23 protein-coding genes are annotated in these 26,076 nt (G+C 62.3%); 8 read left to right on the plus strand and 15 right to left on the minus strand.

Annotated features, from left to right (window positions below; translation table 11 throughout):
• Nucleotides 1-21: 21 nt before the first annotated feature.
• Together FJW04_RS19330 and FJW04_RS19335 are read right to left on the minus strand one after the other, a co-directional pair.
• Complete coding sequence (locus tag FJW04_RS19330) at nucleotides 22-2,166, minus strand: conjugal transfer protein TraA (RefSeq protein ID WP_140716077.1); 2,145 nt, start codon at nucleotides 2,164-2,166, stop codon at nucleotides 22-24.
• A complete protein-coding gene (locus FJW04_RS19335) occupies nucleotides 2,166-2,480 on the minus strand; it encodes a plasmid mobilization relaxosome protein MobC (RefSeq protein WP_224643191.1) in 315 nt (104 codons plus the stop codon). The genes FJW04_RS19330 and FJW04_RS19335 overlap by 1 nt, the downstream gene beginning before the upstream one ends.
• A gap of 353 nt (nucleotides 2,481-2,833) precedes the next feature.
• Between FJW04_RS19335 and FJW04_RS19340 the strand changes: the two genes are divergently transcribed.
• The 4 genes from FJW04_RS19340 (at nucleotide 2,834) to FJW04_RS30660 (ending at nucleotide 5,245) form a co-directional block, all read left to right on the plus strand.
• A complete protein-coding gene (locus FJW04_RS19340) occupies nucleotides 2,834-3,532 on the plus strand; it encodes a ParA family protein (protein WP_140716081.1) in 699 nt (232 codons plus the stop codon).
• Nucleotides 3,532-3,867, plus strand: coding sequence for a hypothetical protein (locus FJW04_RS19345; RefSeq protein WP_140620426.1), 336 nt, complete (start codon nucleotides 3,532-3,534; stop codon nucleotides 3,865-3,867). The genes FJW04_RS19340 and FJW04_RS19345 overlap by 1 nt, the downstream gene beginning before the upstream one ends.
• 300 nt (nucleotides 3,868-4,167) lie before the next feature.
• The gene (locus FJW04_RS19350) at nucleotides 4,168-4,527 is read left to right on the plus strand and encodes a helix-turn-helix transcriptional regulator (RefSeq protein ID WP_246671875.1); all 360 of its coding nucleotides are present in this window, start codon (nucleotides 4,168-4,170) and stop codon (nucleotides 4,525-4,527) included.
• Between the two features lie 244 nt (nucleotides 4,528-4,771).
• The gene (locus FJW04_RS30660) at nucleotides 4,772-5,245 is read left to right on the plus strand and encodes a WGR domain-containing protein (RefSeq protein WP_348641987.1); all 474 of its coding nucleotides are present in this window, start codon (nucleotides 4,772-4,774) and stop codon (nucleotides 5,243-5,245) included.
• A gap of 182 nt (nucleotides 5,246-5,427) precedes the next feature.
• On the opposite strand, the gene FJW04_RS19360 is transcribed toward FJW04_RS30660, so the two are convergent.
• The 5 genes from FJW04_RS19360 to FJW04_RS19380 form a co-directional block, all read right to left on the minus strand.
• A complete protein-coding gene (locus tag FJW04_RS19360) occupies nucleotides 5,428-5,724 on the minus strand; it encodes a DUF736 domain-containing protein (RefSeq protein WP_140716087.1) in 297 nt (98 codons plus the stop codon).
• Between the two features lie 407 nt (nucleotides 5,725-6,131).
• Nucleotides 6,132-7,046 carry a zincin-like metallopeptidase domain-containing protein gene (locus FJW04_RS19365; protein WP_140716089.1) on the minus strand — a complete coding sequence of 305 codons (915 nt, stop codon included), beginning with the start codon at nucleotides 7,044-7,046 and terminating at the stop codon, nucleotides 6,132-6,134.
• Nucleotides 7,047-7,268: 222 nt separating this feature from the next.
• A complete protein-coding gene (locus tag FJW04_RS19370; protein ID WP_140620436.1) occupies nucleotides 7,269-7,454 on the minus strand; it encodes a hypothetical protein in 186 nt (61 codons plus the stop codon).
• Between the two features lie 561 nt (nucleotides 7,455-8,015).
• On the minus strand, nucleotides 8,016-8,603 hold the full coding sequence (locus FJW04_RS19375; RefSeq protein ID WP_140620438.1) for a hypothetical protein: 588 nt from the start codon (nucleotides 8,601-8,603) through the stop codon (nucleotides 8,016-8,018).
• Between the two features lie 968 nt (nucleotides 8,604-9,571).
• Nucleotides 9,572-10,456: a DUF3991 and toprim domain-containing protein gene (locus FJW04_RS19380; RefSeq protein WP_140716091.1), complete on the minus strand. Its 885-nt coding sequence runs from the start codon at nucleotides 10,454-10,456 to the stop codon at nucleotides 9,572-9,574.
• A gap of 522 nt (nucleotides 10,457-10,978) precedes the next feature.
• Between FJW04_RS19380 and FJW04_RS19385 the strand changes: the two genes are divergently transcribed.
• Nucleotides 10,979-11,455, plus strand: a complete 477-nt coding sequence (locus tag FJW04_RS19385) for a hypothetical protein (RefSeq protein WP_140620442.1) — start codon at nucleotides 10,979-10,981, stop codon at nucleotides 11,453-11,455.
• Between the two features lie 439 nt (nucleotides 11,456-11,894).
• On the opposite strand, the gene FJW04_RS19390 is transcribed toward FJW04_RS19385, so the two are convergent.
• A complete protein-coding gene (locus tag FJW04_RS19390; RefSeq protein WP_140661270.1) occupies nucleotides 11,895-14,105 on the minus strand; it encodes an EAL domain-containing protein in 2,211 nt (736 codons plus the stop codon).
• A gap of 419 nt (nucleotides 14,106-14,524) precedes the next feature.
• On the opposite strand from FJW04_RS19390, the gene ligD reads away from it, so the two are divergent.
• On the plus strand, nucleotides 14,525-16,297 hold the full coding sequence (gene ligD, locus FJW04_RS19395; protein ID WP_140716093.1) for a DNA ligase D: 1,773 nt from the start codon (nucleotides 14,525-14,527) through the stop codon (nucleotides 16,295-16,297).
• A gap of 392 nt (nucleotides 16,298-16,689) precedes the next feature.
• Nucleotides 16,690-17,031 carry a response regulator gene (locus tag FJW04_RS19400; RefSeq protein ID WP_140716095.1) on the plus strand — a complete coding sequence of 114 codons (342 nt, stop codon included), beginning with the start codon at nucleotides 16,690-16,692 and terminating at the stop codon, nucleotides 17,029-17,031.
• Between the two features lie 47 nt (nucleotides 17,032-17,078).
• Here the strand turns inward: FJW04_RS19400 and FJW04_RS19405 are convergent, their stop codons facing one another.
• The 7 genes from FJW04_RS19405 to iolE form a co-directional block, all read right to left on the minus strand.
• The gene (locus FJW04_RS19405; protein WP_140716097.1) at nucleotides 17,079-18,017 is read right to left on the minus strand and encodes a sugar phosphate isomerase/epimerase; all 939 of its coding nucleotides are present in this window, start codon (nucleotides 18,015-18,017) and stop codon (nucleotides 17,079-17,081) included.
• 24 nt (nucleotides 18,018-18,041) lie between these two features.
• Nucleotides 18,042-19,034, minus strand: a complete 993-nt coding sequence (gene iolG, locus FJW04_RS19410; RefSeq protein WP_140620452.1) for an inositol 2-dehydrogenase — start codon at nucleotides 19,032-19,034, stop codon at nucleotides 18,042-18,044.
• A 97-nt stretch (nucleotides 19,035-19,131) separates the two neighbouring features.
• Nucleotides 19,132-19,950 (minus strand): carbohydrate ABC transporter permease, encoded by an 819-nt coding sequence (locus FJW04_RS19415; RefSeq protein ID WP_140620454.1) that lies wholly within the window; start codon nucleotides 19,948-19,950, stop codon nucleotides 19,132-19,134.
• The gene (locus FJW04_RS19420) at nucleotides 19,947-20,855 is read right to left on the minus strand and encodes a sugar ABC transporter permease (RefSeq protein ID WP_140661274.1); all 909 of its coding nucleotides are present in this window, start codon (nucleotides 20,853-20,855) and stop codon (nucleotides 19,947-19,949) included. The genes FJW04_RS19415 and FJW04_RS19420 overlap by 4 nt, the downstream gene beginning before the upstream one ends.
• Nucleotides 20,855-22,174 (minus strand): extracellular solute-binding protein, encoded by a 1,320-nt coding sequence (locus FJW04_RS19425; protein ID WP_181172992.1) that lies wholly within the window; start codon nucleotides 22,172-22,174, stop codon nucleotides 20,855-20,857. Before FJW04_RS19425 ends, FJW04_RS19420 begins: the two co-directional genes overlap by 1 nt.
• Nucleotide 22,175: 1 nt before the next feature.
• On the minus strand, nucleotides 22,176-23,267 hold the full coding sequence (locus tag FJW04_RS19430) for an ABC transporter ATP-binding protein (RefSeq protein ID WP_140661276.1): 1,092 nt from the start codon (nucleotides 23,265-23,267) through the stop codon (nucleotides 22,176-22,178).
• A 28-nt stretch (nucleotides 23,268-23,295) separates the two neighbouring features.
• Nucleotides 23,296-24,204 (minus strand): myo-inosose-2 dehydratase, encoded by a 909-nt coding sequence (gene iolE, locus FJW04_RS19435; protein ID WP_140661277.1) that lies wholly within the window; start codon nucleotides 24,202-24,204, stop codon nucleotides 23,296-23,298.
• Between the two features lie 283 nt (nucleotides 24,205-24,487).
• On the opposite strand from iolE, the gene FJW04_RS19440 reads away from it, so the two are divergent.
• Nucleotides 24,488-25,918 (plus strand): PLP-dependent aminotransferase family protein, encoded by a 1,431-nt coding sequence (locus FJW04_RS19440; RefSeq protein ID WP_224643183.1) that lies wholly within the window; start codon nucleotides 24,488-24,490, stop codon nucleotides 25,916-25,918.
• Nucleotides 25,919-26,076 lie beyond the last annotated feature (158 nt).

Below are 26,076 nucleotides of genomic sequence, written 5' to 3' on the forward strand. Positions count from 1 at the left end.
AAGGCGCGAAGGTGTATTGGTCTAGCGCTCGCGCTCGTTGCGGTCACGCGGGTGCCTCTCTTCGATTTCCTGCTCCAATCCTGGCGTACGCTGCGCGGATTGCTGGTGTGGATCCTGTCGTGGCGAACTCGGCTCCGGCAGCCCTCTTTGTTGACCCGCTATTTTCCTGGGCAATCCCGTCCTTTCACCCGCACGTAGATCGCGGGGATCAAGAGCTTGATGGGCGCTGCGCAGCCGATCCTCCTGGGCAACCTCCCGGCTGCGGACCACAGGCGCATTCCCTGAAATCGGCTCGTGCTTTGAGTTCGATGTGGTTTGAGGGGCTCGAGATCCGCTCTCAAACAACTGCGAAAGCTCGCCACTGCGAACTGGGGTGTTGTGGTCAGCTTCGCTGGCGGCAAGCTGTTGTTCCGAAATGCGGAGGTTTTCCCGCCGGACGGTCATCACTTCGCGCGCGGCTTCAACGACTTCGTTGAATTGTTTGCGCTCCCATGGCTCGATTGAGCGCTCAATGTCCGCCAGAATAGTCCCTATCCGCTTTTCGTATGCCTCGAACTCAGGACGTGTCATAGCAAGCATGGCAGCTTCCTCGCCTCCAAAAAGTTCCCGGGCCAAAACGGCTTTGGGGTCGTCCCCGTCCGGTGTTTGCCGAGAGAATTCATTCTCAGTCGCGATCTGGGTGAAACGTGACGCGGCCCGGATTCGTTCGAGCTGATCTGCGGCGAACTCGGCCACCTTCTTATCTTGGCTATCGCGCGCAATTGCGCTCCATGCCTGACCAACTTCCGTCACGTATTTGGTACTGCGGATGGACCTCGCCGCGTGACGGAGATTGGAACGTTTGGCTGCATAGCGTGCCTGTGCCGGCTGGCTGGTGCCCTCATGCTCGCTTCTGCCGACATAGCTGACAGGACGCACCTGAGTACGAGCATAGGCCGGCGCACTTGCAAACTCGCGGCGGTCGGTCAGCTCCATGCGGATTCCGTGCTCCCGGGCCTTCTCAGCCATCAGTGAGCGCCATTCCCGAAACTCCCGCGGGCTCGTCTCGATGCGTTCTCCTGTCTCCGCACGCATGGTGACGATCGCGTGGGCGTGGACATGGGGCCGCTTGCCACCCTGCCCTGCCACTTTTGGATCGTCAGACGGATCGTGCATGGCATAAACATACCGATGCCCGGGGAATTGATCGCCAAGGAACTCCCGCACGGCATCTCGAAATGCAGCTTGATCGGTGCCCGCGCGCGCCGAGGCGACCAGATGCATGATGTCGCGTCCTGTGCGGCTTTGCATCTGCTTGCGCCAGTCTTTCTGGACGAGATCGCCGGCTTGTTTGACAGTCTCGATATGGCTGTCCGTATCATCACGGACCCGCCCTTCGAAGCGCTCCACCATTTGGCGAATCCGGCTCGTTGCGAAGGCAACGCCATTGCCGTGACCGTGGAACAGAACCCGTGCCTGGACGTCGCTGCCGATCTTGCTCCTGTTCAACCGCTCTTGGGCGATTGCCGCGGCCTTCGCGTCGCCGGTCAGGCGCTCGCCATCCGGCCCGCGCAGGAGCAGGACCCCCTGCACCCGCAAACGCTCGCCATCCGCTTGCTCGATTGCATAAACGAACCGGCGCTCGCCGAAGGCGGCGCGCAGGACGTGGCGAACGATTTGGTCATGCTCGCGATCGCTTGCCTTTAAGTTCACCGTCACCTGGAACAGACCTACGTCCCGGCTCGAGGCACGATTATCAAAAAGATGCTCCCATTCGGTGCGAAGTTGCAGCAGGCCCGCCTTGCCGATGATCTGCTCGCCCTTGTCGGTTTCTACGGCCAGTTCGCCATTCCGGGAGACGTAGCTCACCATCGCACCCATACGCGCTCCACGACCATAGGACGTGAGCTTGACCACCGCAGGCTGGCTCCCTTGAGCCACGGCTGTGAACCGTTGACGCATCGATCGGTTCGGCGCGACAGCTCCGGTGCGACAGGAACGCGCGCTGGCATTGTGGCCGGCGCGCGCCCTGTCCCCTCGCTTTACCGTTTCGTCTGGTGCCAACGCCACCCCGCCCCTTCGCCGCCAGTCACATTCATGCGCGTCGCGCCCCCGCTGCATTTCATGAAGCAGCGCTGCGCGACGCCGTTCCCACTCCCGTTCGAAAGCCCCCAGGAAAAATTCCATTAGCCAGCCCCCGAGCGCCGCGCCGCGCCGGCGCGTTTCGTCATCTGGGACAGCTCTGCAGCGACCGTCAATGAAATTGCGCGGGCATCATCGGCAGCTGCGGCGATATCCGAAACCGTGCTTAACCGCCCCGTGTTGAGCGCGCGTACGGCTTGATTGAGGCCATTGGCAACAGCACTCAGATCCGCGGCGAGGAGTTGTAGGATCGCGCGATCGGCATCATTGAGAAACGGGCGGATGCCCGCACCCTCGCAGGCGAGTGTGCGGATGAAGGCGGACACTGACATGCCGGCGCCATTCGCGGCCGATTTCATGACGGCAAGCTCATCCGGGGCGAACCGGATATGTGCGACCCTCTCCCGCCTCGGCGGCCGTCTTGCGATAGCTGCGCCGGCTCTCGTCATTACGCTTCTGCCTTGTTCGCGGCCGAAGCCGCGGATCGAGGGCCAGTCCCTCGATCGTCAGAAAAAACGTATCACGTTTTTGCGTATCCTGCCAACCGCTTTGACATCGAATTTTCCTGTTTACCGCAATTTAACTGATTTTTCTTGTAGTTTTGACTATGTTTTTCTATATTGATGGAAATCCATCTGTCCACTGATCCACTTTCGAACAGATCTGGATTCAAGTGGATGTAGGAACACACGTTTATGAGGAGAGCTCGCTCATGCCTGTCGTGATCTCCGCCATCAATGGCAAGGGGGGCGCCGGCAAGACCACCGCCTTGATGAACATTGCTGGCGAGTACGCACTGCGCGGTTCAGCCGTGGCCATGGTCGACATGGACGGGAGAAGCAATCTGACCAAATGGTGGAGCGAGTGCCACGACAAGAACGCGCAGCCGGAAGGCATCAGCGTTTTCAGCCACAAGACCGCCAAGTCCTTGGACGCGTTCGTTGAGCGCCATGGCCACCGTTTCGATTACCTCCTCATCGACACGCCTGGAGAGGATATTTCTACGATCGATCCGGTGATTGGTTGGTCCGACCTGGTGATATCTCCTGTGCAGCCGTCTAAACGCGAGGTCCTTGGCGCGATCGACTGCTTTCACTCCGTACTCAGGATCAACGAGGCTCGCGCCAGCGCATGCCGGCATGGTGTTTTGCGAACCCGCATCTCGATGACGGTTCGCCAGACAGAGCTCTACCGCAAGATTAGGCCAATCATCGAGGACAAGGTCGGAACCTATCTGTTTCGTACCGAGGTTATGGAGCGTAACGTCTACAAGGACATTCAAAACGGCATCGGCACTCTCCAGATGCAGACGCTGTCCGAGGCTGTCGCCAAAGCGCGGCGCGAGACCCAAGAGATCGTGAGCGAAATCGATGCACTGCTGAGCTCCGGCACAGAAGCGGGGCCCGCTTGATGAGCGGCAGGGAAACCCTGTCGCTCGACGAGTTCGCGCTCGCTGCCAGGAAGCAAGCGGTGAGAGGTGATGAAGATCGTGCGTCGGATCTAGTCAGCACTGACCCTAACTCAGACCGCACGTCGCCGAACCGGAGCGACCTTCGACAGGAGGCCCGAAAAGCCTTGCGCCGGATGAAACGAGAGCGCGTTAAGGGGCAAAGCTGCTTTGTCAATGTGAACCTCGACCGGCCAACCAAGCGCCGCTTGAAACTGGCAGCCTTCCATGACGACACAACGATGCAGGCAATCGTGGAAGCGGCGATCGTCAAGTATTTGGACGAGCTAGGCCTATAACTCCAGCCACGTGGTTCTTCCCTGGCGGATCGCGGAATTTGATGTCAGACCCCTCCCCTGCTAGACTCGCGGTCAAGTTGGCTCTGATTTTTCTCACATCGGGCAATTTGAGGTGGAAAGGCACGTCCTATCGATGTGCTTTCTCGACACGCACAGGAGCTGGCAAAAGCCCTCGAAATGGCAATCAAGGACCTTCAGAAATACATTCACGAGCACGCACTCACCGAAACGGAAGACGCCGAATCCGAAAAGCCGGTCTACAGGAAACCCGGCTTCGAAGGCGTACGGAGCTTCGGCGATATGGAGAAGGCCTTCGGTCGGTTTGTGCGCGAACGCCGCGAAGCCAGAAGGCTCAATCGCGCCCAGATGGGAACCATGGTCGGCCTGCATGAGACTATCTTTGCACGCTATGAGCGGGCCTTTTCGAAGCTGCATGCGACGAGACTCATCCATGTTTGCGAGATTCTCGACTGCTCACCGATCGAAATGATCCATTTTGCTGCCCCGCATTTTTTCGGCCAGAACCGGCAAGAAGCTGACGATAAGCTGAAACTGATTTTGCGTGTGCTTGATATGCCGGCTTCGTCGGCATCAGGCCTGTTGAACCTTGTCGAGGGTCTCGCCGGCGCAAATGCCGGAGACGATCCGGGCGATCGATGATGCGATCGCCGCGCCCTGTCCCCGATTCCCGGCCGGCGGCAACGTGCTCATGCCGGCCGCAACTGGCCCGGCCCGAAAGCCCGCTATTCGATCAAAGTTTTGAATCGGTCTCGAACCACCGATTCAGAAAATGCATTGGACGGTATTTGGGCGAACGCAGATAATCCGATGCATGAAGCACGCGACCCATCCACTGTTCCTGCGGCGCATAGACAGTGCCCGCAACATGGCGCGGTACTATGTCATGGCATTGCAACCCACGCTGTTCGGTGACGTGTCCCTTGTACGGCAATGGGGCCGCATCGGCACACGTGGGCGTCAGAAGTCGAGTTTTTCGACGATTGCCTGCAAGCAGCTGCGGCGCTGTCGCGGCTGGCCGCGCAAAAGTCCAATCGGGGATATTCGGGCAATCCCCATGAGGTATCCCCGGCAGGTGCGCCCGATCCGGCGTGCCAGCCGGTGCCGTTTGCCGGCAAGGCATCACAGAAGATCATCACGACCCCTGGCACGAAGTAAGCAGGCAGGCGTGGCGCATCGATGCTGCGCCCAATTCCAAATGACCTCATGCCTCGCCTTTGCGCCAAGCGCCCGGCCTGTTCGGCGGGCGCTGCGCGGTCGGTTGCCGGTGCCAGGCCATCGAGAACGGAACAGCGAAAACCTGCCCCTCCTTGTCCCCAACAGGTTGGCGCATTGGGCCGCTGAAGCGACGATCGTCTGACGCCCCGGGATCGTCGGGGACCCTGTTGGCTTGAGCGCCGTGGGTGACCCTTCGCCACAAAGGGCTCGCGACCCGTCGGATGAGCAGGCTTGCGGTCGAGCTTTCGCCGCCGGAGTTCTCGCCTTGTCCCTTCGCAGGATCGCGGCGCCCCGGGGGAGCGCCGCGTCCAATGCGTGGCCGCCTCAGCGCGACCATATGAGAGCGTATCCCTCGTCATTCTCGACCAGGCTCGCGTAGATCGGAGCGGGGAAGCTTGGATCATCAAGCTTGACGGAGTGGTATTCTCGGCCGGTTTCCTTGGCTGCCTTCTTCCAGCCGGCGCCAATCTCGATGGTCCCTGCGAGGGCCCGAAGGTCGGGCGACTTATCGCTTTCCTTCTCGGCCTCGATCAGGCGGGCCTTGATGTTGAGGTTGAGCGTCTTGATAACTCCGACAAACGAGCCGTCTTCGTTGCGAGTGAAAGTGCCGATCTGAGCCATGGGTTTTCTCCTTGCTGTATCAGGTCGCGACCATCGCGGCCTTGATGGCGATCGCAGGGCACCACGCGACCGGCCCGCACCCGCAGGGCTAAAACGCGAGTGGAAGGCAGCGCAGCGCCGAGCTTCTTGGCGCGCGAGGAAGCCGCGCGCAGCACGGCGGGGAAGAAGGTCGGCATGGCTGTTGCGGGATCGAAGTCGGGCTGCGCAGCAGCTGGACGCGGTGTGAGATACGCCACCAAGAAAGGCCGTAGTGGACGCTCCTCTGGTAACTGCGTGGAGCAGAGGACCCTCGGCGAGGCCAAAACCACCGCTGGCGATGCTATGTCCAATATCCAGGCGCGATCCTGAGGCCCGGCAAGTGTGACCGTGATAATGCGGGTATCTCGGAGGGGCCGCGAAGCGATGGCTCAGTCCGGTGGCATTGAGGGCGCGGGCTGAAGATCGTGCAGGAAGGCGACGGCTCGCTGTGCATGACCGGCAGCGGAAAAGATCGCCCGCTTGTCGCTGGCAAGGACCTGAAGCCAGGAGGCGAGATAGCTCGCGTGATCCGGCCGCGGCTCGAGTTCCGGCGCGATGCCCAGATCCGCGCAAAGGAAGCAGCTGCCAAGTTCGGCAATGAGCTCCTCCCGCGCCCGCTCGCTGCGATCCTTGGCATACCGGCTGAGGTCGCGGTTCACCCGTTGCGGCGCCGATGTCCAATGTGTGGCCTCGTGGCTGAGCGTCGCGACATAGGCCGCCGCATCGCGGAAGGCTTGGAGCGGCGGCATCTGGATATGGTCGGTCGCAGGCGAAAAGTAAGCGCGATCGCCGCCGTGTCGGATGACCGCACCGGTGTTGGCAAAGAAGCGGTCGGCGTGAACGATATGCTCGACCGGCTCACGAACCGGCTCAACCCGCTCATAAAGCTGGTCGGGCAGACCCTCGATCTGGCCGGCGTTGAAGACGCTGTAGGTTTTGAGAAACGGGATCTCGCGGTCGAACTCCTCGCCCGAGGCGTCGATTTGCGTCTTGGTGAGGCGGCCTGCGAAGACCACCAGGGTGCCCGACTCTCCCTTGCGCACCGCCCCGCCGAGCTCGAGCGCCTGCTTGAAGGTCATCCACATCGGGCTGGAGAAGCCCCGCGCGATTGCCTCTGACCACAGCAACAACACGTTCATGCCGTTGTAGGGCATGCCGTTATGCCGTACCGGTCGGGTCACCCGACCGACGGCGGTGGCGCAGTGCCATGGCTGCATCCAGGGGCGGACGCCCCTCTCGAGATCGGCGACAATCCGATCGGTGATCCGCGCATAGATGTCGACGCGCGGCCCTTTTCTGCTCATCTCTCTGAACCTCTGGTTTTGGAGGCCGCGCCGATCGCGGCCCCGTCACGGTCCGCCGGTGGCGAAGGAAGACGGGCAGCGCACCCGCAGGGCCATAGCGCCAGCGAAGGACGGCGCAGCCGTTGCGCTGACTGTCTTGCTGCGCCAGGACCGCGGGAAAGACGGGGCGCGAAAGAGGCGGCGCTGGGCGCCGCCTCGATACGTCTCGCAAGAAGGGTCGGCTCAGCGAATCGCACGGCCGCCCCGGTAGGGATCGTATTCGCAGAGGATTTCGACCTCTGCGTCATCGAGCTCGTCGGCGGGCAGGATGCCGAATTCGGCGTCGACCTGGAAGAGAACGACTGGGGCCATGAGGGTGCGGGCGAGATGCCAGGCGGCCTTCTGGGCAAGAGTGAGATCGTGCGACATCTGAGGGCTCCATCTTGGAGCGGGCCAATCCCCGCTCAATGGCTGCGTCGGGGTGCGGCGGCGGGCGCGATCATCGCGAGGCGACAGCCGAGCGGCCGCAGCTTGCTAGCGGACCCCTTGCGGGTTGATCGTGGAAGACCGCGCCGCACCAGGAAAGCCATCACGAAAGAGCGGGATTGGATTGCTCAAGTCCGGGCCGGCAGTGCTCGGTCGCATCCGATGTCACTGGCCTGAAGGCGGCTCCATGGATCGGCAGCGTGACCGCGGCGGCCATTCTGTCGGACATTTGGCGCGGCCGGGCGACCTGCCGGACCCAAGCTGAGCAGCGTTGGAATTGCGGCGGCAACGTGATCTCTCAACGGCTGTGTAGTGCCTGGCCCATCTTTATCGATCCTTGAGGCAAATCCGCATGCGCCACCAACACTCGAGCCAACGGGTCGCCCTAGGAACATCCGTTGAGTTGGCGGGTCCCGGGTTCAGTAGACCTCCCCCGCCGAGGCAGGCGGGAGAAGTTGGGGCGCGGCAAGCGAAGAGCGGGGCAGAGCCCCGCCCTGAAGGCGCCTACCCGAGAGCTGCCATCTGCAGCTCGGCCGCCTTGCGGTCGACTGTGGGGCCAGAGTTCTCGACCGACCGCTCGAAAGGCTTCCAGACCTCGCCAACAACGTGCTCATAGGCGATGATGGCCCCCTCGGCGGCCATGCGCAAAGCGTGGGCCTGGAGTGCCATGTCCGCAGCGAACTCGCGCTGGCGCTGGGCGGCGCTGTCGAAACCAACGGGACCACCGACATCTTCGTCCCGATCGTCACAGGCGGACTTGGCGGTTGCGTCGCGAGCTTGGGAGACCGCTCGGCTGTAGAACTGGCCGGCGCCGTAGGCGGACCCGACGAAGGCCCCGACGACGCGCTGCAGGTGGATCTGCATGGCGCGCTCGCCAAGCCCCTCGTCCAGCGCTGCTGCGGTGTCGACGATCAGCTTTTCGTGCAGGTCGCGGATGCCGTCGCTGTCGAGGACAGGCAGGCCGAAGCTCTCGGAAACGAGAGAGCACTGCGCGGCATCGGGGCAGGCGAACCGCACCATCTGCAAGGTGGTTGCCTTGCGCAGCGGCACCACGCGAGCGGTAGAGCGAGGATTGGCAGCTTTCTTGATCATGACACATCCTTTCTTCGGTTTCCGAAGCGCAGACCGGCTCCGTGCCGGCCCGCCCTCGGGCGCGGACCCACAGAACCGGCCGAGCGGCGTTCGCTTCAAGGTCCGGGTGGACCGAGGCGAGCAGGGCAGGTTTGCGGCCAAGCAGGGCTCCTTCCCAGCCGTCGCGCGGGACGCGGGGCTGCTATGCCGAGACTGGATCGCTCCGGCCGCCGCGCGGCGCGGAACGCGGCCTTGAAGTGAACGACCGCCGGTTCAGGACCGCTTCAAGCCCGGGGAGGACCGGCACGGGCCTAGTTATCGAAACGGAAAGGGAAGGACAGGCGCTCAAGACCATGTGCCTGACCAGCGGGCTGGACCTGTCCCATCGTGCCGCGAGCACCCTTACCAAGACGGTGCCGGTGTGCTTGCCGGATGCGGTATCGCCGGCGGCGCGCCAGGTCTCGCGCGAACAACTGCATCGCTCCACCTGCTCGCAGATATCCCCGCCTCGCCCTGCAGGTCGACAACTGTTGGCGATTGCTTGTCCGCCGCGCCAGCTAGCCGCGGCAACGCGTCAATCTCCGGCTGCCGCTCCGCCAGGAAGGGTGTGAACGGGCCCCGCAACTCCGCCTCGACGGCGCGGCTTAACCCGACGAGACGCTTTGGTCACCCAATCGGATAGCCAAGCTCCAAGAGCCATGCTTGGCGGCTGCGCGACGCGGGGCCGATATGAACGAGTTCGACATAGTCGCCGGGCCGGTCGAAGACCCGCACCGATCTCGGGGCGCTCGATGGCGGTGGAGCGCAGAGCTGGGCCTGGCGAGCAAGTGCGGCGGACCCGGATCGCGACCACTCCGCGGCTCATGGCCGGCTTCATGCAGGCACATCCCCTATGGCTCACCATCTTCTTCAGCCCTTCCGGACAGCTTCCTGCGGCTGCCACCGCGACCGGAGGGGTCAAGACCGCTCCTCCCCATCCTTTTGCGCCTTCATGTCAGGTCGGCATTCCAGTCGTCTAATTCTGGGCGCAGCCGCTCGGCGCTGCATCCGATCGCCTCGGCGAGCGCTAGAACCCTGCCGGCATAGATCTCGCCCTGGGCATTGTTGTCGGTGGCGGCGACGAGTTGGACACCTGCCCTGACAGCAAGCGCGTGGATCGCTGCGTGCGTACCCGGCGACCAGCCACCGGCCGTGCTGAGGTACAGAGTGTCGGGACGAAGCTGTTCCAGCGCAGCGAGACTTAGGGCGTCGATGGCCGCCTCGGTGACGCAGAGGCGGGACGCCTCCGGGCGGCCGAAGCGGAACAGTACCTTGGCACCGGCGGTGGCAAAGCCGCGCCAGTGCAGTCCACGTTCTTCCCAGCCGGTGACGGAGCCATCTGCATCAGTGTGCGCCGCCCACATGCTGCCATGCGGCCCCTCGCGCAGGAGACCGGCCATAACCGCGGCGCGCAGAATCGGCTCGGGGAGATGGCGACCGTCTCGCAGGTAGCGCCAAGTCGCCGATCCGAGCCATGGCTTGCGCCGGGCCTGCCAGCGAGCCGCTATCGACAGTTCGGGCTGCCGCTGACGGAAGCTGCGCTGCCACACCGGCGCGGTAACCGCGATGCCAACGAGGTCCGCGACTTCGTTGATCGCCGTGACGAAGGGAATGCCCTCGAGATGCTCAAGCAGCCCGAAGACATCTCCCTTGGCATCCGAGAGCGGGTCGAACCAGCCCTTGCCCTCGTGGATAACAATGATTATTGATGCGTCGCGGCGATATTTCATCGCCTTGCGCGTGCTTTCCTTGAGATCGAGGGCGAAGCCCGCGTGCTCAAGCACGGCGGCGCAGGGCACCTTGTCCTTCAGCTCTTCAAGCTTTACTTTTTCCATCTTCGCTCGCGCACCTTGTCGCGCTCCCTGTTTCGAGTCCGCCCAATATTCTCTGGACAGGGACCGGAGGCCGCGAAGAGCAAGGCAGGCAAGGGCGCGGGCGTGATGCGCATTTGTGCCGGGTTTGCGAGGCAGACGAGACCGCGGCGCCGCTTCCCTTGCCGGGCGCAGCACGCAAGCGGCAGCGATGACCAATGATTTCGGCAGCACTTCTCGTCAGCAACGCACACAGTGTGGATATGTCCGTTTTCGTCGAGGCGCGATCCGTGGCTCCTGGAGCGGTCACCTTGGCGCAGCGCGGCAACCCGGCCGCTGCCGGTGCCGGCCGGCAGCGCTACCTGTAACTGGCGCGCGCCATTAGGCCCCGACGCGGGTGCCCGGCATATTCTTGATTCCTAATGGAACAAAGAGCGCCAAGTCAGATTTGAAAAGGTCCGCTGGCTTTGGAGCCGCGGGTGGCTGCCCTCCGCCAGGCCGGCCTGCGCTGTCAGGCGCAGGCCACACGACGACAGGATTAACCCCATGAAACGTCTCCCCCTTTTTCTGCTCAGTTTGGGCGCCATGATGATCCCCACAACACTGCTGGGTGCGGCGCAATGGGAGGGCTTTGGCATCAAGCATCTCGGGTTCGTATTCGACGTTCCCCCGGGGTTTGTACTTGCCCAACGCACCGATCAAGGGGCAGCCTTCGAAGGCCGACACAAAGCATTTCTTGCCGTCTGGGGGGCGCAACTCGGCAAGGCAAGCTTTCGCACCGAGATCGAGCATCGCATTGCCGTGAACGAGAACGACGGCTGGAAGGTGACCTATAAGCGAGTGACGCCGCAATGGGCCAGCTATTCAGGAGTGAAGGAGGGCCAGATCCTTTATGTCCGGGCTATCAAGATTTGCCGGAACAGAGCTGCATTGTTTACCGTCAACTATGCTCGCACCGAGAAGGTCCCTTATGATCCGCTTATCATTCGCATGGTCAAATCACTGAAGGTCCAGGGCTGCTGAGGGTCGGTTACATGGCGGCCAGCCGAATTGCGTTTTTAGAGACAGGCGGCTCGCTTCTGTGTCGAACCATGCAGAACGTCAGCAACCTCGTTGTCCCGTCGCCAATGCGCAGCACCGACTCCTCGGCCGCTCCTCAAGTTCAACGGATCGGCTACGCGCTGCCAGCGGCGTCCAGCGAGGTCGGTCACCTCGGGCTCGCCAGCGCCAACTGATGCAAGGGGCAGCCGTAGGAGCGTCAGCCCTTGCGGCGCCGCAGGCGCGACGCGGGACCGACTGCAACGACGAGACCGGTTAAAAGGGTAGCCTAAGGAGCGTCAGCATGGCGCCGCCGCAGGCGGGACGCGGGTCAGACTACCCCCGGCCAGGAGTGCCGTATCGATTGCCGGAACGCTGCGCTGCGCGTTGGTCAGCCTTCTATGGCTCGGCCCGGCTGGGCTTCCTATGCAGAGGCGCGCGCTGACACGACCCCGAGAAGCTCTTGAAGCTCCCCCTTGGGCAGTGGCCTCGACAGTAGAAAGCCTTGGAGCTGGTCACAGCCGAGCTCGCGCAGGTAATCGCATTGGCTTTCGGTCTCGACCCCTTCGGCAGTTGTACTAAGTCCCGTCGCACGGGCCAGGTTGATAATCGCCTGAACGATGGCCTCGTCACCGTTGGAACGACCAAAGCCCTGCACGAAGCTTCGGTCGATCTTGATCCTGTCGACTTCCAGCGTCTGCAGTCTTCCCAAGGAGGAGAAGCCGGTGCCGAAATCGTCGAGTGCAAAGCGCACCCCGATGCTGCGCAGAGCCTCGATGTTGTTTCGGCATTCGCTCCGGCGCTCCGACAGAGCGCTTTCGGTAACTTCGATTTCGAGCCGCCGCGGGTCCATGTGCGTCTCCAACAAGATACTGGTCACCCGCATGGCGAAACTGGGATTATTCAGCTGCAGGGCCGACACATTCACCGCCAAGGTCTCGATGGGCCAGTCCGCCGCGTCAAGGCACGCCTGCCTGAGAACCAGTTCGCCAAGCTTTTCAATCAGACCGGTTTCCTCCGATAGCGGTATGAACAAATCCGGTGCAACCCAGCCCCGCTCCGGATCAGACCAGCGGGCCAGCGCTTCGACACCCGTCATCCGGTTTGTGTCAGCGTCGTATAGGGGCTGATAGTGGACCTGGATCCGACCGGTTGCATCCAGCGCGTTGCGCAGGTCTTGTTCCATGCCTTTGCGCATCGCCAGCGTCCGATCCATCTCATGCCCAAAGAAGGCGTAGCTGCTGCGGCCCCCCGCTTTGGCATGGTAGAGCGCCACGTCGGCTTTCCGCACCAACTCGACCGTGTCCAACCCGTCCTTGGGTGCAACCGCCACGCCGACACTCACGCCGACAAAGACTTGGATCCCGGCGACCTGAAACGGCCGACGGGCGGACTCGATCAAGTGCTCGCACAGCGCCTTGACCTCATCCTCGCCGCCGACCGAACGCTGAATGATGACGAATTCATCGCCGCTCAGACGCGCCACCGTGTCTCCTTCAGTCGTCAGCCGCCTTAGCCGGTCGGCGAATTCCCTGAGCAATTCGTCACCCGCTGGATGGCCAAAGCTGTCGTTGACCTGCTTGAAGCGGTCGAGGTCGAGGTAAAGAACCGCGAGCTGCTCGCCCGTCGACGGCAGGCGCGCCAATGCATCTGCCAGACGCTCGTTGAACTGACCGCGATTGGGCAGCGCGGTAAGCAGATCGTTATGAGCGAGGTGGTAGATCCGATCCTCGGTTTCGATCAGCTTTAGTGTCCGCCTGCGAAAGCCGACGAGGGCCATGATGACGCCCGCCAGCACCAGGCCGAACAAGGGGACGAGAACGGGCACGAGTTGAAAGAGGACAAATGCTCCGGGCCGGTACGGCCGCCAAACGAAGAAGCCGATAGTTCCAGATCGGTCGACAACGGGATAGGAAGCCTCTCCGGACGCAAGCTTATCGGCCCAGGAGAACCGCGCGCCATCGAGCAGATAGTCTTGGCGCAAGGCGGTGAGAAAACTGCCGTCGAGATAGCGAACGGCCACATGCAGGAATTCCTGGCCTGGCACCTGCGCGATGCGGCCACTGTCGGAAACCACGGGCTTGATGCTGACGACCGCGGGATGGCCGGCGACAACGGCCAGATCGGAGGCGCCTATGGTGAGCACCTGTTCCGTCACACCTTCGGTATCGCCTCGTTTCAACCTTGCCCTCAAAGTCTGGACCAGGGGCGTGGTGGTCGCGCGTATGGCGCGGTAGCTGCCCGGGTCAGCTGTCGACCCATCGGTGAACGCGTAGACCGGCGCATCATTGGCATCGAGAATATAAGCCTGGTCGTGACCGAAATAGGTGTGCATCCAGCTGCCGAGATTGGTATCGAGCCATTTCGCATCGCCGCTGCGCAGTGCGTTGACCGCGTCGTCCCAAACCGTGACGCTCTCCTGGTCGTGCGCTACTGCGCTCTCCAGCTTGGACGTGATCAGTCCAACCAGACTTTTCTGCCGCGCCGCGGCAACGTGGTCAGTCTGGATCGTGGACCAAAGCAATAGACCTGTCGCGGCTGCTGCAATGAGCAGTGTCAGCCCAATGACGGGCAAAGCCGTTCGCATCAGGAAGAGACGACCGGTCGGTTCGGCAAAATGTCGCAGCAGTTTCATGAGATCGCTATAAGCGATGAACACTTCTGGACCGTTAAAAGGCCCTGCGCGACAAGGGGCCGCGCGTGCCCTGCCCGGCAGGCTTGTTCGGGGTCGCTACATCGCCGCGGAGCCGACGCGCCAGTCCGGCGACGAATAGGATGAAAACCGGCGAGAGCTGGACGAGGCGGCGGCAGCCACGGCATCTGAGACCACAACGTCAACAGCTTTTCAGATCAACTGATCCGCTTCTGGGATGGTCTACCACGACCTATCGCACGGTACAAAGCGCCTTGGGTTAAACTGTGAGGATAGGGATAGACGCGCGACGTGTCTGTCAGCAGGCACATCGCCATCCCGGATATATGCAATTTCGCTAAAATTATCGGAACTCATCGCGGTCCCACGTTTTGACTCCGATTCCAGGAGTTCGCGTGCGCATGAGCAAGACCGAATACCGCCTGTCATTCATCGAGTTCCAATCGCCAACGCTGGTCGAGAAAGCTCCTGACCGCGGCAGCTGGTTTCACGAGATCAAGTATGACGGCTACCGGACCCAACTCATTGTGGAGGGTGCAACAGCGCGAGCCTTCACGCGCCGGGGTTACGATTGGTCACATCGGTATAAGCGAATCGTTGAGACCGCCGCGAGCCTACCGGCAAAGTCCGCGATCATTGATGGCGAGGCTGTCGTTCTTGGCGAGACCGGGCTCCCTGACTACCAGGCCTTGGAACGGGAGCTAGGCAATCCGGCCTCGCCGAGGCTTATCTTCTATGCGTTCGACCTGCTTCATCTCAACGGCAGCGATCTTCGGCAGCAGCCGCTTTTGAAGCGCAAGGCGGCCTTGGAGAAGCTGCTCATGGGTTCAGCGCCGACGCTAACCTATGCAGAACATCTCGAGGTGAGCGGCATGGATATGTTCGCCCACGCCTGCCGTATGGGCTTGGAAGGCATAGTGTCAAAGCTTGCCGATTCCCCCTATCGCTCCGGCGTTCAGACAAGCTGGGTCAAGGTCAAATGCATCAAGAGCGACACCTTTCCTGTCGTGGCTTTCGTCGAGAAGCTTGGCGCTCAACCGCGCCGGATCGCCTCGCTCTACATCGGCAGGCGTGAAGGCGACCGGCTGCTTTATGCCGGCAAAGCCCAGAGCGGCTACAGCTTGAGCATCGCGCGACAGCTCCGGGAGCGACTGGACTCGCTGATTGTCGACAAGCCGCCATTGTCGGAGCCGATCGACAAGCCCAAGGCCACCTGGGTTAGGCCGGACGTTCTGGCCGAGGTGCAGTTCAGCGGCGTCACCGACCGCGGCATCTTGCGCGAAGCAGTATTCAAAGGCCTTCGCGAAGATCTCGTCACGATGCCCGCAAAGCCGCTCGCCCCGTCGAAGCGGCGGAACAGGGCCGAGGGAGACGCAGTTCCCCGTGAGAACGTTCTTCAGCTGCTGCCGGACGCGATCTCGCCTTCCAAAGAAGCCCTTATGCACTACTGGGGACAGGTTGCCGAGCAAGCGCTGGTCCATCTCGGCCACCGACCACTGAAGCTGGTCCGCCACGCGAGCGGGACCACGTTCTATCACAAGGGCCCCTTGCCCGATGTGCCGGGCGCCGTGCATCAGCTGCGCGTCCAGAAGCGCGAGGGTGGGGAGGGCGTGCGGGTGTGGGTGGATGATCTCGCCGGTTTACTCGGGCTGGTCGAGATGGATGCTATCGAACTTCATCCGTGGAACGCCACCATCGACGACATCGAGCGGGCCGACCGCGTCGTGCTGGACCTCGACCCTGGCGAGGGCGTCGAGTGGGAGCAGGTGATCGAAGCGGCGCTGGCGCTACGTGACATCCTAGAGGCTTCAGGTCTGAAGAGTTGGGCCAAGGTCACCGGTGGCAAGGGCATCCATTTGATGGCCCCTCTTGAGACAAAGATGACCCACGACAACGCCCGGCAACTCGCCAAATCGCTTGCCCGGTGCCTCGCTGACGCTCATCCCCACCGCTACCTCCTGTCTGCTGCCCCGGCGGCAAGAACGGGACGTATTTTCATCGATTACCTTCGCAACGGGAGAGGCAACACGGCCGTGGGCGCGTTCTCTCCACGAGCACGCCTCGGATTTCCCATCGCACACCCTGTGACATGGGGCCAGGTTGAACGGGGGGTGCGTCCAGACGCCTTCACCATGGATCACCCGTTCAAGGCAGTCATCAGGAAAGCAGCCTGAGGTGAAGCCAGTGCGGCGTGCTTTGGCAGTGCTGTCCAATTTTGCTGCCCTTGCCGCCTCGATTCCGGCGCGGTAAGGGATCGTGCCGCTTCGGTCACGCATGAGGTCGCCGGGAGCCGAGCACTGCCGGAGCGGCCTCAACGCGGCAATTGTCATTGGCCCGATCCGCGCGCCTGCAAGGCTGGTGCAAGCGATCCCCTGCCGGAGCGGTCGGCGATTACTCCCGACGTGCATTGGCCCGATGGCTTCCGCAGCCGCGCTCGGCTGGAAACGACCATCATCTTCCTTGTCTGCGACTGGATACCACCATTTGTTATGGGGGGCATACGGGAAAAATGGCAACCAAAGACTGTGCAGAACTCGATTAGCCAACCCCTGCCTGCCTGATACGGATGCCTTCGGAAAAACCCGTCGTCCTCATCCTGGAAGATGAGGCCCTTATCGCTTTCGATATCGAGGCCGCGCTGAATGACGGTGGCTTCAACGCGGTTGTGCTGGCGTCATGTGCGGAAGGTGAAACCTTTTTGGCGGCAGCCCGACCAGACGCCGCCGTGCTGGATGTCTCGTTGAAGGACGGAGAATGCTCCGCCTTGGCAAAGACGCTCGTAGTTCGCGGCGTGCCGTTCATTGTCCACACCGGCAGTGACCCCGTGGCCAAGGATGACGTATTCAGTCGCGGCATTGCGTTCGGCAAGCCATCCAACCCGGGCTGCCATCGCGGTCAGCTCCAATGACGGGGGCGCGCCCGATGCGCTTGCAGCCAACTTCGCCAAGTCGCCGATTAAGACAGGTTGATTGCGACGTTGCGCAGCAGCGCAACGGATTTTCGCATACCTTCCATCGGGGTCAGCATCATGTCCTCGTGCTCAATTGACAAGACGTCGTCGTAGCCAACCTGCTTGAGAGCGGTACAGAACTGCCGCCACCAGGTCTCACCGTGACCGTATCCTAGTGTGATGTAATTCCACGCTCGTTCGGCATAGAGTTGTGGTGGGCGCGGGTCCAGCGTGCCGTCGATGGCTGCGACGATGGGCTCGACCCGGGTATCCTTGGCGTGGACATAGTAGATGGCCGAGCCGAGCGTGCGAATGCCGGCAATCGGATCCGCCCCCATCCACAGCGGGTGACTGGGATCATAGTTGGCCCCGACCGTCTCTCCGACAGCGTCACGCAGCTTGAACAATGTCTGGACATTGTACACGGCCTGATGGCCATGCAGTTCCAGGCATAGCTTGTGAATGCCAAGGTTCTTTGAAAACGCCACGAGGTCGCGCCAGTAGGGAATGATCCGCTCCTCCCACTGATAGCGCTGGATCTTGAGGCATTCCGGCGGCCAATCGGTGATGATCCAGTTCGGGTTGGCGTCGCCCGGTCCGCCCGGCAAGCCTGACATCATGACGACACGGTCGATCTCCATCAGGCCGGCCAAGCGAATGGTGTCCTGTGTCACACCATGATGGAGTTTCCCCTGGGGGCCCGGGTGCAGTGGGTTGCCCGAGCAATTGAGCGCTGCAATCGTCAGCCCGTGATCCCGGATCTTGGCGACGAACTCCTTGCGCGCGGCAGCGCTCGCGAGCATGGCTTGCAGGTCGATATGGGGCGCCGACGACCAGTTTCCGCACGCGAACTCCAATGTCTGAAGCCCAAGCTCGGCGGAGGCGGCTAACATCTCGTCGAATGAGAGGTCGCCGAGGCTGTCCGTAATCATGCCGATCTTCATCGGAAGCTCCTCATTTCGGTTGATCTAAAACCTGACGGTCTCGAACCGGCCCGACTTGGCGGAGGCAAGCGCTGCCTCGCATAGGATCATCGCTTTGCGGCCGTCGCTTGCCGTGACGTCGGGCCGTCGCCCCGTTTCAACGCAGGTAATGAAATGATCGATCTCGGCCGCGTAGGACTCGGCATAGCGCTCGACGAAGAAGTAGTAGGGCTTGTCGCGCGATATCGCCTTTGCGCCTGACATTTCGACCGATGTCGGCACCCTGTTGCCGGCCCTCAGCATCCCGTCCGCGCCATGCACCTCGACGCGCTGGTCGTAGCCGTAGGCGGCCCTGACGCTGTTATTGATGTGACATTGCCGGCCCGACGCCGTGCGCAGCACGAACATCGCGGTATCGTAGTCCCCCAGCTTGGCATATTGCGGCGCGACAAGCGACGACCCGGTCGCGAAGAGCTCGACCGGCTCCTCGCCCAACAGGTTTCGTGCCATGTCGAAGTCGTGAATGGTCATCTCCCGGAAGACCCCCCCTCCTCCCGCCAGCGCTTCCTCGGTTTCCGGCTCCGGATCCCGGCTGGTGATGATGACCTGTTCGACGGCACCGATCTCGCCTTGCGCAAGTCGCGCCTTCAGCGCCCGAAAGCTCGGGTCGAACCGACGGTTGAATCCGATCTGAAAGGGCACAGCTGACTTCTCGACAGCCGCCAGACATTGATCGGTGCGCTGGAGATCGAGATCGATCGGCTTTTCACAGAAGATCGCCTTGCCGCTGGCGGCCGCGGCCATGGCCAGGTCGGCATGCGTTCTCGTCGCCGAAGCAATGAACACCATGCCGATTGATGGGTCGTTCATCACAGTCTGGGTGTCGGCGATCTCGGCCCCTGTCAGGGCCGAAACCTTCGATGCAGCCTCGGGGTTCGGATCGACGATGTAGCGCAGGCGCACGCGGGGGTGGCGCGCGAGGTTGGCCGCATGTACCTGGCCGATAAGGCCCGCTCCGAACAGACAGACATCGATCATCTCTTTGATTTTCCTAAAAGGCAGCATGGTGCCGGGGCGGCCGTCAGCCTGGCCGGGACAGCGACTGATTGACGTGAGCGGCTGCCCAGCCGGGTCGTCATTTCACGGCTCCCATGGTGAGTCCGCGAACCAGGTGGCGCTGCACCAGCAGCGCGAAGACGACGATCGGCAACGCGCCGATAACGCCGGCGGCCGACATCGAGGCCCAGTCGGTGTCGATGCGGCCGATCAGCGTGGCGGTGCCGCGCGGCATCGTCATCGCGCGAGGCGTGGCCGTCAGCGCCAGGGCGAACAGGAATTCGTTGAAAGTGACAAGCACGGCAAAGATGGCGGTCGCCGCGAGGCCGGGAGCTGCCAGCGGCAGCGTGATGCGCCGGAACGCACCGAAGCGGGAATCGCCATCGACCATGGCGGCTTCCTCGAGATCCACGGGGATCTCCCGAAAGAAGCTCTCCATCATCCAGACGCAGAAGGTGATGTTGAAGGCGGTGTAGGTGGCGATCAAACCCAACCAGCTGTCGAGCAGGCCGAGCTTGAGCATCAGCAGATAGACCGGGATCAGGATCACGACCGGGGGCACGATGCGCAGCGTCAGCAGGAACAGCCCGACCTTGCGCTCCATCATGAAAGGCAGGCGGAAGCGGGCGATCGCATAGGCGCCAAGGGTGCCGCCGAGCAACGCGATCGTCACGGAGAAGAACGTCACCACCAGCGAGTTGGTCAGATAGGCGCCGAACTGCTTATCGGTGAACAACCTGATATAATTGTCCAGCGTCGGACCGTGTGGATAGAGTGTGCCTTCCTGGGTGATCTCGCGATTGGATTTAAGCGATGTCGAGACAAGCCAGTAGACGGGCAAGAGCACGATGGCCAATACGGCACTCATCAACCCGATCCGCGCCAGACGATTGTTCATGACGCATCGACCCTGCGCAGAAGCCGCACGGCGCTCAGGGCCAGCGCAAGCACGACGAGCCCGATAGTGACGAACAGCGCGGCCGCATAGCCCGTCTGCTGGAATTTGAAGGCGGTGTCGTAGCCATAGATCGAAACCAGCCGCGTCGCCTCGCCCGGCCCGCCCCGGGTGAGCACGAACACCTGGTCGAACGTGCCGAAGGCCTCAATCGTTCGCAGCACGATGGCGATCGCCAGCACGGGCCGCATCATAGGAAAGGTAAGATCGGCAAACACCCGCCACGCGCCAGCGCCGTCGACGCGAGCGGCCTCGAAGGGTTCATGCGGCAGCGACTGCAGGCCGGCCAAAAGGATCAGGAACATCAGCGGCGTCCATTCCCAGACGTCGAGCACGACAAGGCCGATGAACGCCTTGACGGGATCTCCGAGAATTTGCACCTGGCCGCCGCCCATCCACTCGGAGACTGCCGTCAGCATGCCCGCGTCGCTGGCATAGATCAGCCGGAAGACGATGGCGACCACGACCGGCGTTATCACCATCGGGATAATCAGGATGGTTCTCAGCAGGCGAATGCCGCGAAATTCGCGCAGGCAAAACAGCGCCAGGGCAAAGCCCAGAATTGCCTCGAAGGTGACCGCCAGGGCGACGAATTTGACCGTCACCAAAAGCGAATTCAAAAACTGGGGATCGCTCCACAGTTTTATATAGTTCCCCATGCCGGCATCGGCGACCACCGAGCCATAACGATAGGCCTTGGTGCTGGCGCGCAGGCCGTCCCACAAGGGATAGACGAGCACGCCGAGCACGATCAGCACGCCTGGCGCGAGCATGAGATAAGGGAGGGCAAGGTCGAACCCCGCCCCCTGCAGACGGTACTTGCGGTTCTGCGCCCCGCGATTTGGCATCAGTAATAGCCGACTGACGACAGGTAATCCTTGACCTGCTTGGCGGCGGTGTCCAATGCGGCCCCGCCTCCCGAGCCAGCCTGCAGCGCCTTGTTGAGCTCGATGCCGAGCAGTTCCTCAACCTTGGCCCAATCTGGCGTGCGCGGCCTCGGCAGCGCGCCAGCGTCGAGCTGCTGCAAGGCGACGGGGATCAGCCGGTTGCCGGGCTTGGCGACGCCGAAGGCGCTCCGCTTGACCGGGATGGAACCTGCTTCGGACAGCTTGGCCTGGACGTCGGCGCTGACATACCATTTCAGGAACTCGATCGAGTTGGCTTTGTTGGGCGCCGATTTCGGAATGCCGGCAATGAAGATGCCCATCTGAGCGATCGCCGCCGTCTGTTTCGGCACTACGCCGAAATCGAGCTTGCCAGCCACCTTTGTCTGCGTCGGATCGTCGGCCTTCAGCGCATTGCCGGAATATTGGATGATTGCACCTGCTTCGCCGCCGAGGATCGCCGCGCCTTCCTGGTCCGAGTCGAACTCGACGACACCGCTCGGCGCGTTTTGCTTCATGGTGCCGACGAAGAATTCGGCCGAGGCTTTGCCTTGGGCGGAATTGAAGACCGGGTTCCACTTGTCGTCGAAGAAGGAACCGCCAAACGACAGGAAGACCGGGTACCAGCTGGTCACGATCGGATTGCCTGATACGCCGCGGAAGACGACCGGATATTTGATCTTGCCCGCCACCACGCCTGCCTTGCCTTTGGCGATGACCTCGTCCCAGGTTTTCGGCGCACCGCCTGTGTAGACATCGTTGCGGTAAGTCAGCGTCTGCAGATCGCCGACGAACGGCACGCAGATGAGCGCCGGCGCGGCGGTTTCAAAACCCTTCACGCGCGGGCCTTTCTGAGGCGGCCAGTAGCCCATGTCGATCATCGAGCCGATCCAGTCCTTGTCGCCGCCATCGATGCCGGCCGCTCCAAGATCCTCGAGCACATTGGCGGCGCCGAACTGCGGCACCCATGGATCGTCGAGAAGATAGAGGTCGTACTGGCCGGCGCTGTTCTTGGCGTCGGCGAACCACTTCTCGAGCGTTACGCCGTATTCATCCTCGAGGAATTCGATGTCGAAGCCAGCATCCTTGGCCAGTGGGATGATCTTCTGTTTGAACGGCGTCAGGCCGCCATCGGCGAAGGCGCCAATGATCACCTTCTTGCCAGCGGCGCTCGCCGGGACAGGCAGGCCGAGGGCGGTAAGGGCCGTCGTGGCAAGTGCAAGGCCAATTCCCCCCTTGAGCACGGAACGGCGAGTAAGTCTGCTAATGCTGGACTGCGTCATTTCACTCTCCATCACTGTTGACCCTGTGGACGGCCGTCAGGCCGGCGGAATTGAAGAAGCATGCATTCGACACATCGAAAGTGAGCCCGATGTTGGCGCCCACCGCCCCCCGGAAGTCGCGGCCGGCACGAACCGAGACATTGCCGCTGCCGATGCGGACATTGACCAAGGTCTCGTTGCCCATCGGTTCGACGACATAGATCTCGCCGGGTAGAGCGGCCCGCGTGCCGGGTGCTGCAACACTCATGTCTTCGGGCCGCAGCCCGATCTCGACCGCCCGGGCAGCGCGGCATGTCGCCAGCCGGGGCGCCTGTATCGGAACCATTACTCCGCCGACTGCGATGCATTGTTCAGCAAGCGCGACCGGCAGAATGTTCATCGGCGGGTTGCCGACGAAGGTGGCAACGAAACGGTTGGCCGGGCGGTCGTAGATATCGGCCGGCGGCGCCATCTGCTGCAGTTCACCGGCGTGCATGACCGCGACGAAGTCGGCCATGGTCAAGGCCTCGACCTGATCGTGCGTGACGTAGAGGGTTGTTGCGCCAAGCCGCTGGCAAAGCCGCTTGATCTCGCCGCGCATGGTCAGGCGCAGGCGTGCGTCAAGGTTCGACAGCGGCTCGTCCATCAGGAAAGCGGCCGGATCGCGAACGATGGCCCGCGCAAGCGCCACGCGCTGCCTCTGCCCGCCCGAAAGCTGGCGCGGCCGGCGATCGAGCAGGTGGCCGATCTCAAGGACCGCGGCGACCTCGTCAATCTTGGCGCGGCGCGAGGCATCCGGCATGCCGCGAATCCATAGAGGATAGCCGATGTTCTCAGCGACGGTCATCTGCGGATAGAGCGCATAGCTCTGGAAGACCATGGCGATGTCGCGGTCGCGCGGCTGCAGCCGGGTTACGTCACGCTCACCGATGAAGAGCTTGCCGGCGCTCGGCATGTCGAGACCGGCAAGGATGCGCAACGCCGTCGTCTTGCCGCAACCCGAAGGACCGAGCAGGGCCAGGAACATGTGGTCGGGGACTGCGAGGTCAAGCGAGCGCAAGACGTTCAGCGCGCCGTAGTTCTTGACTACACTTTGGTACAGGACAGAACTCATTGCCGCTACCCAGCGCGCCCCAAGCGTATCAGTTCTCCCGTTCCTCGACCTCGAAACCGGCTCTGAGGGCCAGGTCGTGCAGGTTGCGATAGCCCATCGTCGCATAGGTAAGGGGATGGGCCTTACTCGGATCCTGTTCGGCCTCGACCACCAGCCAGCCGGCATAGCCATTGTCAGCCAGCACCCCTAAAAGCGTCGGATAGTCGATGGACCCATCGCCGGGCACGGTGAAGATGCCTTCCATCACCGCGCCCATGAAACTCATATCCAGGGCGCGAGCGCGCTTCAGCACATCGGGCCGCACATCCTTGCAATGCACGTGAACGACGCGACCGATGTGATGCCGCAGCAACGTCTCGGCATCGCCGCCGGAAAACAGGCAATGGCCGGTGTCATAGAGGAGGCCAACGGCTTGCCCTGAACCGGCCATCAGCCTGCCGATCTCGTGATCCGTCTCGACGATTGTCCCCATGTGGTGGTGAAAGGCCATGCCAACGCCAAAATCGGCGAACCGTTCAGCCAGTCCCGTTATCTTCTTGCCGTAGGATCTCCACTCGTCGTCGGCGAGCTTGGGACGCTGCGAGATCGGATCGTGAATGGCGCCATGGCGGCCACGCGACGTATCGGCGTAGACGACGTGCTTGGCGCCGAGGTCGCGCAGCAGCGTCAGATGCGGCAGGATGGCGTCGAATTCCTCCTCGACCTCCTTTTCGCAGATCCGGCCATCGTACCAGCCGGAGACCAGTCTAAGACCATGGGTCGCGAGAGCCACGGCGAGGTCCTTGCTGGCACGCGGGAACTTGCCGCCGAGTTCCGTTCCCGCGTAGCCGGCTTCGGCCGTTTCGGAAAGGCAGACCTCGAGTGGGGTATCCCCGCCCAGCTCGGGCACGTCGTCATTGCTCCAGGTAATCGGATTTATGCCTATGCAGACAGCCATCATCGTTCCTCATCGGACAGGCCGGGCCATTTGCTGGCGGTGCCTCATCAAAACCAATCAGGTCGATGAAGGCGTCGGCTCGTGGTGTCTGGGCCCGTTGTTCCCTCTTCCTTTCATTTAAGCGCCGATCTGTCTCCATCGCGAGAGCCAGTTCGGTGAGAAGTGAAGGTGCCAGTTTCACTTCGCGCGGCGCTCGTCTAAGCTCGATCCGCACTCATCCCGCGAGGCTTTTCCAATGCAGCTATCGAGGCGTAAGCGCCAAGGCTTTCCGATGGACGCGCTGATGATCAATCGGACTGTGGATGAACCGATTCATCGCCAGCTCTACCGGCAGATTGCCGCGATGATCCGTGAGCGTCGTCTGGCACCGGGATCGGAATTGCCGTCGACGCGCGCGCTGGCTGAGGATCTGGGCCTCGCCCGCAACACTATCGTGGCTGCGTATGACCAACTGGCGACGGAAGGTTATCTTACGAACCGGCAGGGCGCGCGACCGGTGGTCATCGACCTGCCCGTGAACTCGACCGATCAAGGTGGCAAACCCACGGCCGTGGCGATCCGCCGCCCGCTTTCGAGGCGCGGCGAGAGCCTGATGCAGCAACCCTTCCATCATGGAGCGCCAGGGCGCTTCGCCTTTCATCCGGGCATGCCGGACCCACAAAACTTCCCGTTTGGCGTCTGGGGCAGGCTGCTCGCACGCCGGGCAACGTTTGGCGCCGACATGTTGTTCGGCACCTATCATGTGACCGGCCTGCCGGCGCTCAAGGAGGCGATTGCCGGCTACCTGACCTCGGCCAGAGGGGTGCGATGTTCTCCCGAACAGATCGTCGTAACGACGGGGGCGCAGGCGGCGTTCGATCTGCTGGCGCGTCTGCTGCTCGATCCGGGCGACACAGTCTGGCTGGAGGAACCGGGCTACTACGCGGCCAAGGCAACCTTCACCGTCGCTGGCGCCAACATTGTGCCGCTTGTTGTCGACCGCGATGGATGGCAAATGAGCCAGCCCGAGATTTCACCGCGCCTGATCTATGTGACGCCCGCCTGCCAGCACCCCTTGGGAATCACGATGCGCATGGACCAGCGGCTGCGGCTGTTCGAAATCGCCGAGCGCAACAATTCCTGGATCATTGAAGATGATTTCGACGGTGAGTACAGATTTCAAGGAAGGCCGGTGCCCGCCATACAGAGCATGGATTGCGCGGACCGGGTCATCTATGTCGGCACCTTTGCCAAGTTGCTGTTTCCGGCGCTCAGGCTGGGGTTCATGGTCCTGCCCGCCGCCTTGTGCGAGGGCATTCCGCATGCGCTGAGCACCACTGGGCAGTTCGCGCCCCTCCTGCTGCAGGCAGCACTGGCCGATTTCATCGATGAAGGCCACATGACCCGCCATCTGAAGCGCATGCGGCGCATCTACGCCGAGCGCCGCAAGCTTTTCTACGAATTGTGCCAGACCGAACTGGCCGATCACATGACCCTTTCGGCGGCGGAAGCCGGAATCCAGGTCGTTGCTTCGCTTCACGGAAGTTGCGACGATCGGGCGGTCGTGCAATGCGCCGACAAACTCGGTGTCAACGCATCGCCGCTTTCGAAATATTACTGGTCATCCTCCGGGAATGGCCTCGTGCTTGGCTATGCCGCCTGCAACAAGGCCGACAGCGAAGCGGGAATCCGACGTCTGCGCCAGGCCATCGAGCAGGTACGGACTTTGTCATAAACCCGTCGGCCTGCCAGGAAGCGGGAGCCGGCATCACCTCGAAATCCTTCGCCATGGCTTGCCGAACACCTGGCTGCTGACCTCACCTGGCGGGGACGGGCGCTGAACGGTCTCGGGTCGGCGTCCGACGTCGGAGTTGTCCCGATTCAGTTCGATCT

Origin of the sequence: Mesorhizobium sp. B2-7-3 (assembly GCF_006440715.1) — a bacterium.
Lineage (GTDB): Bacteria > Pseudomonadota > Alphaproteobacteria > Rhizobiales > Rhizobiaceae > Mesorhizobium > Mesorhizobium australicum.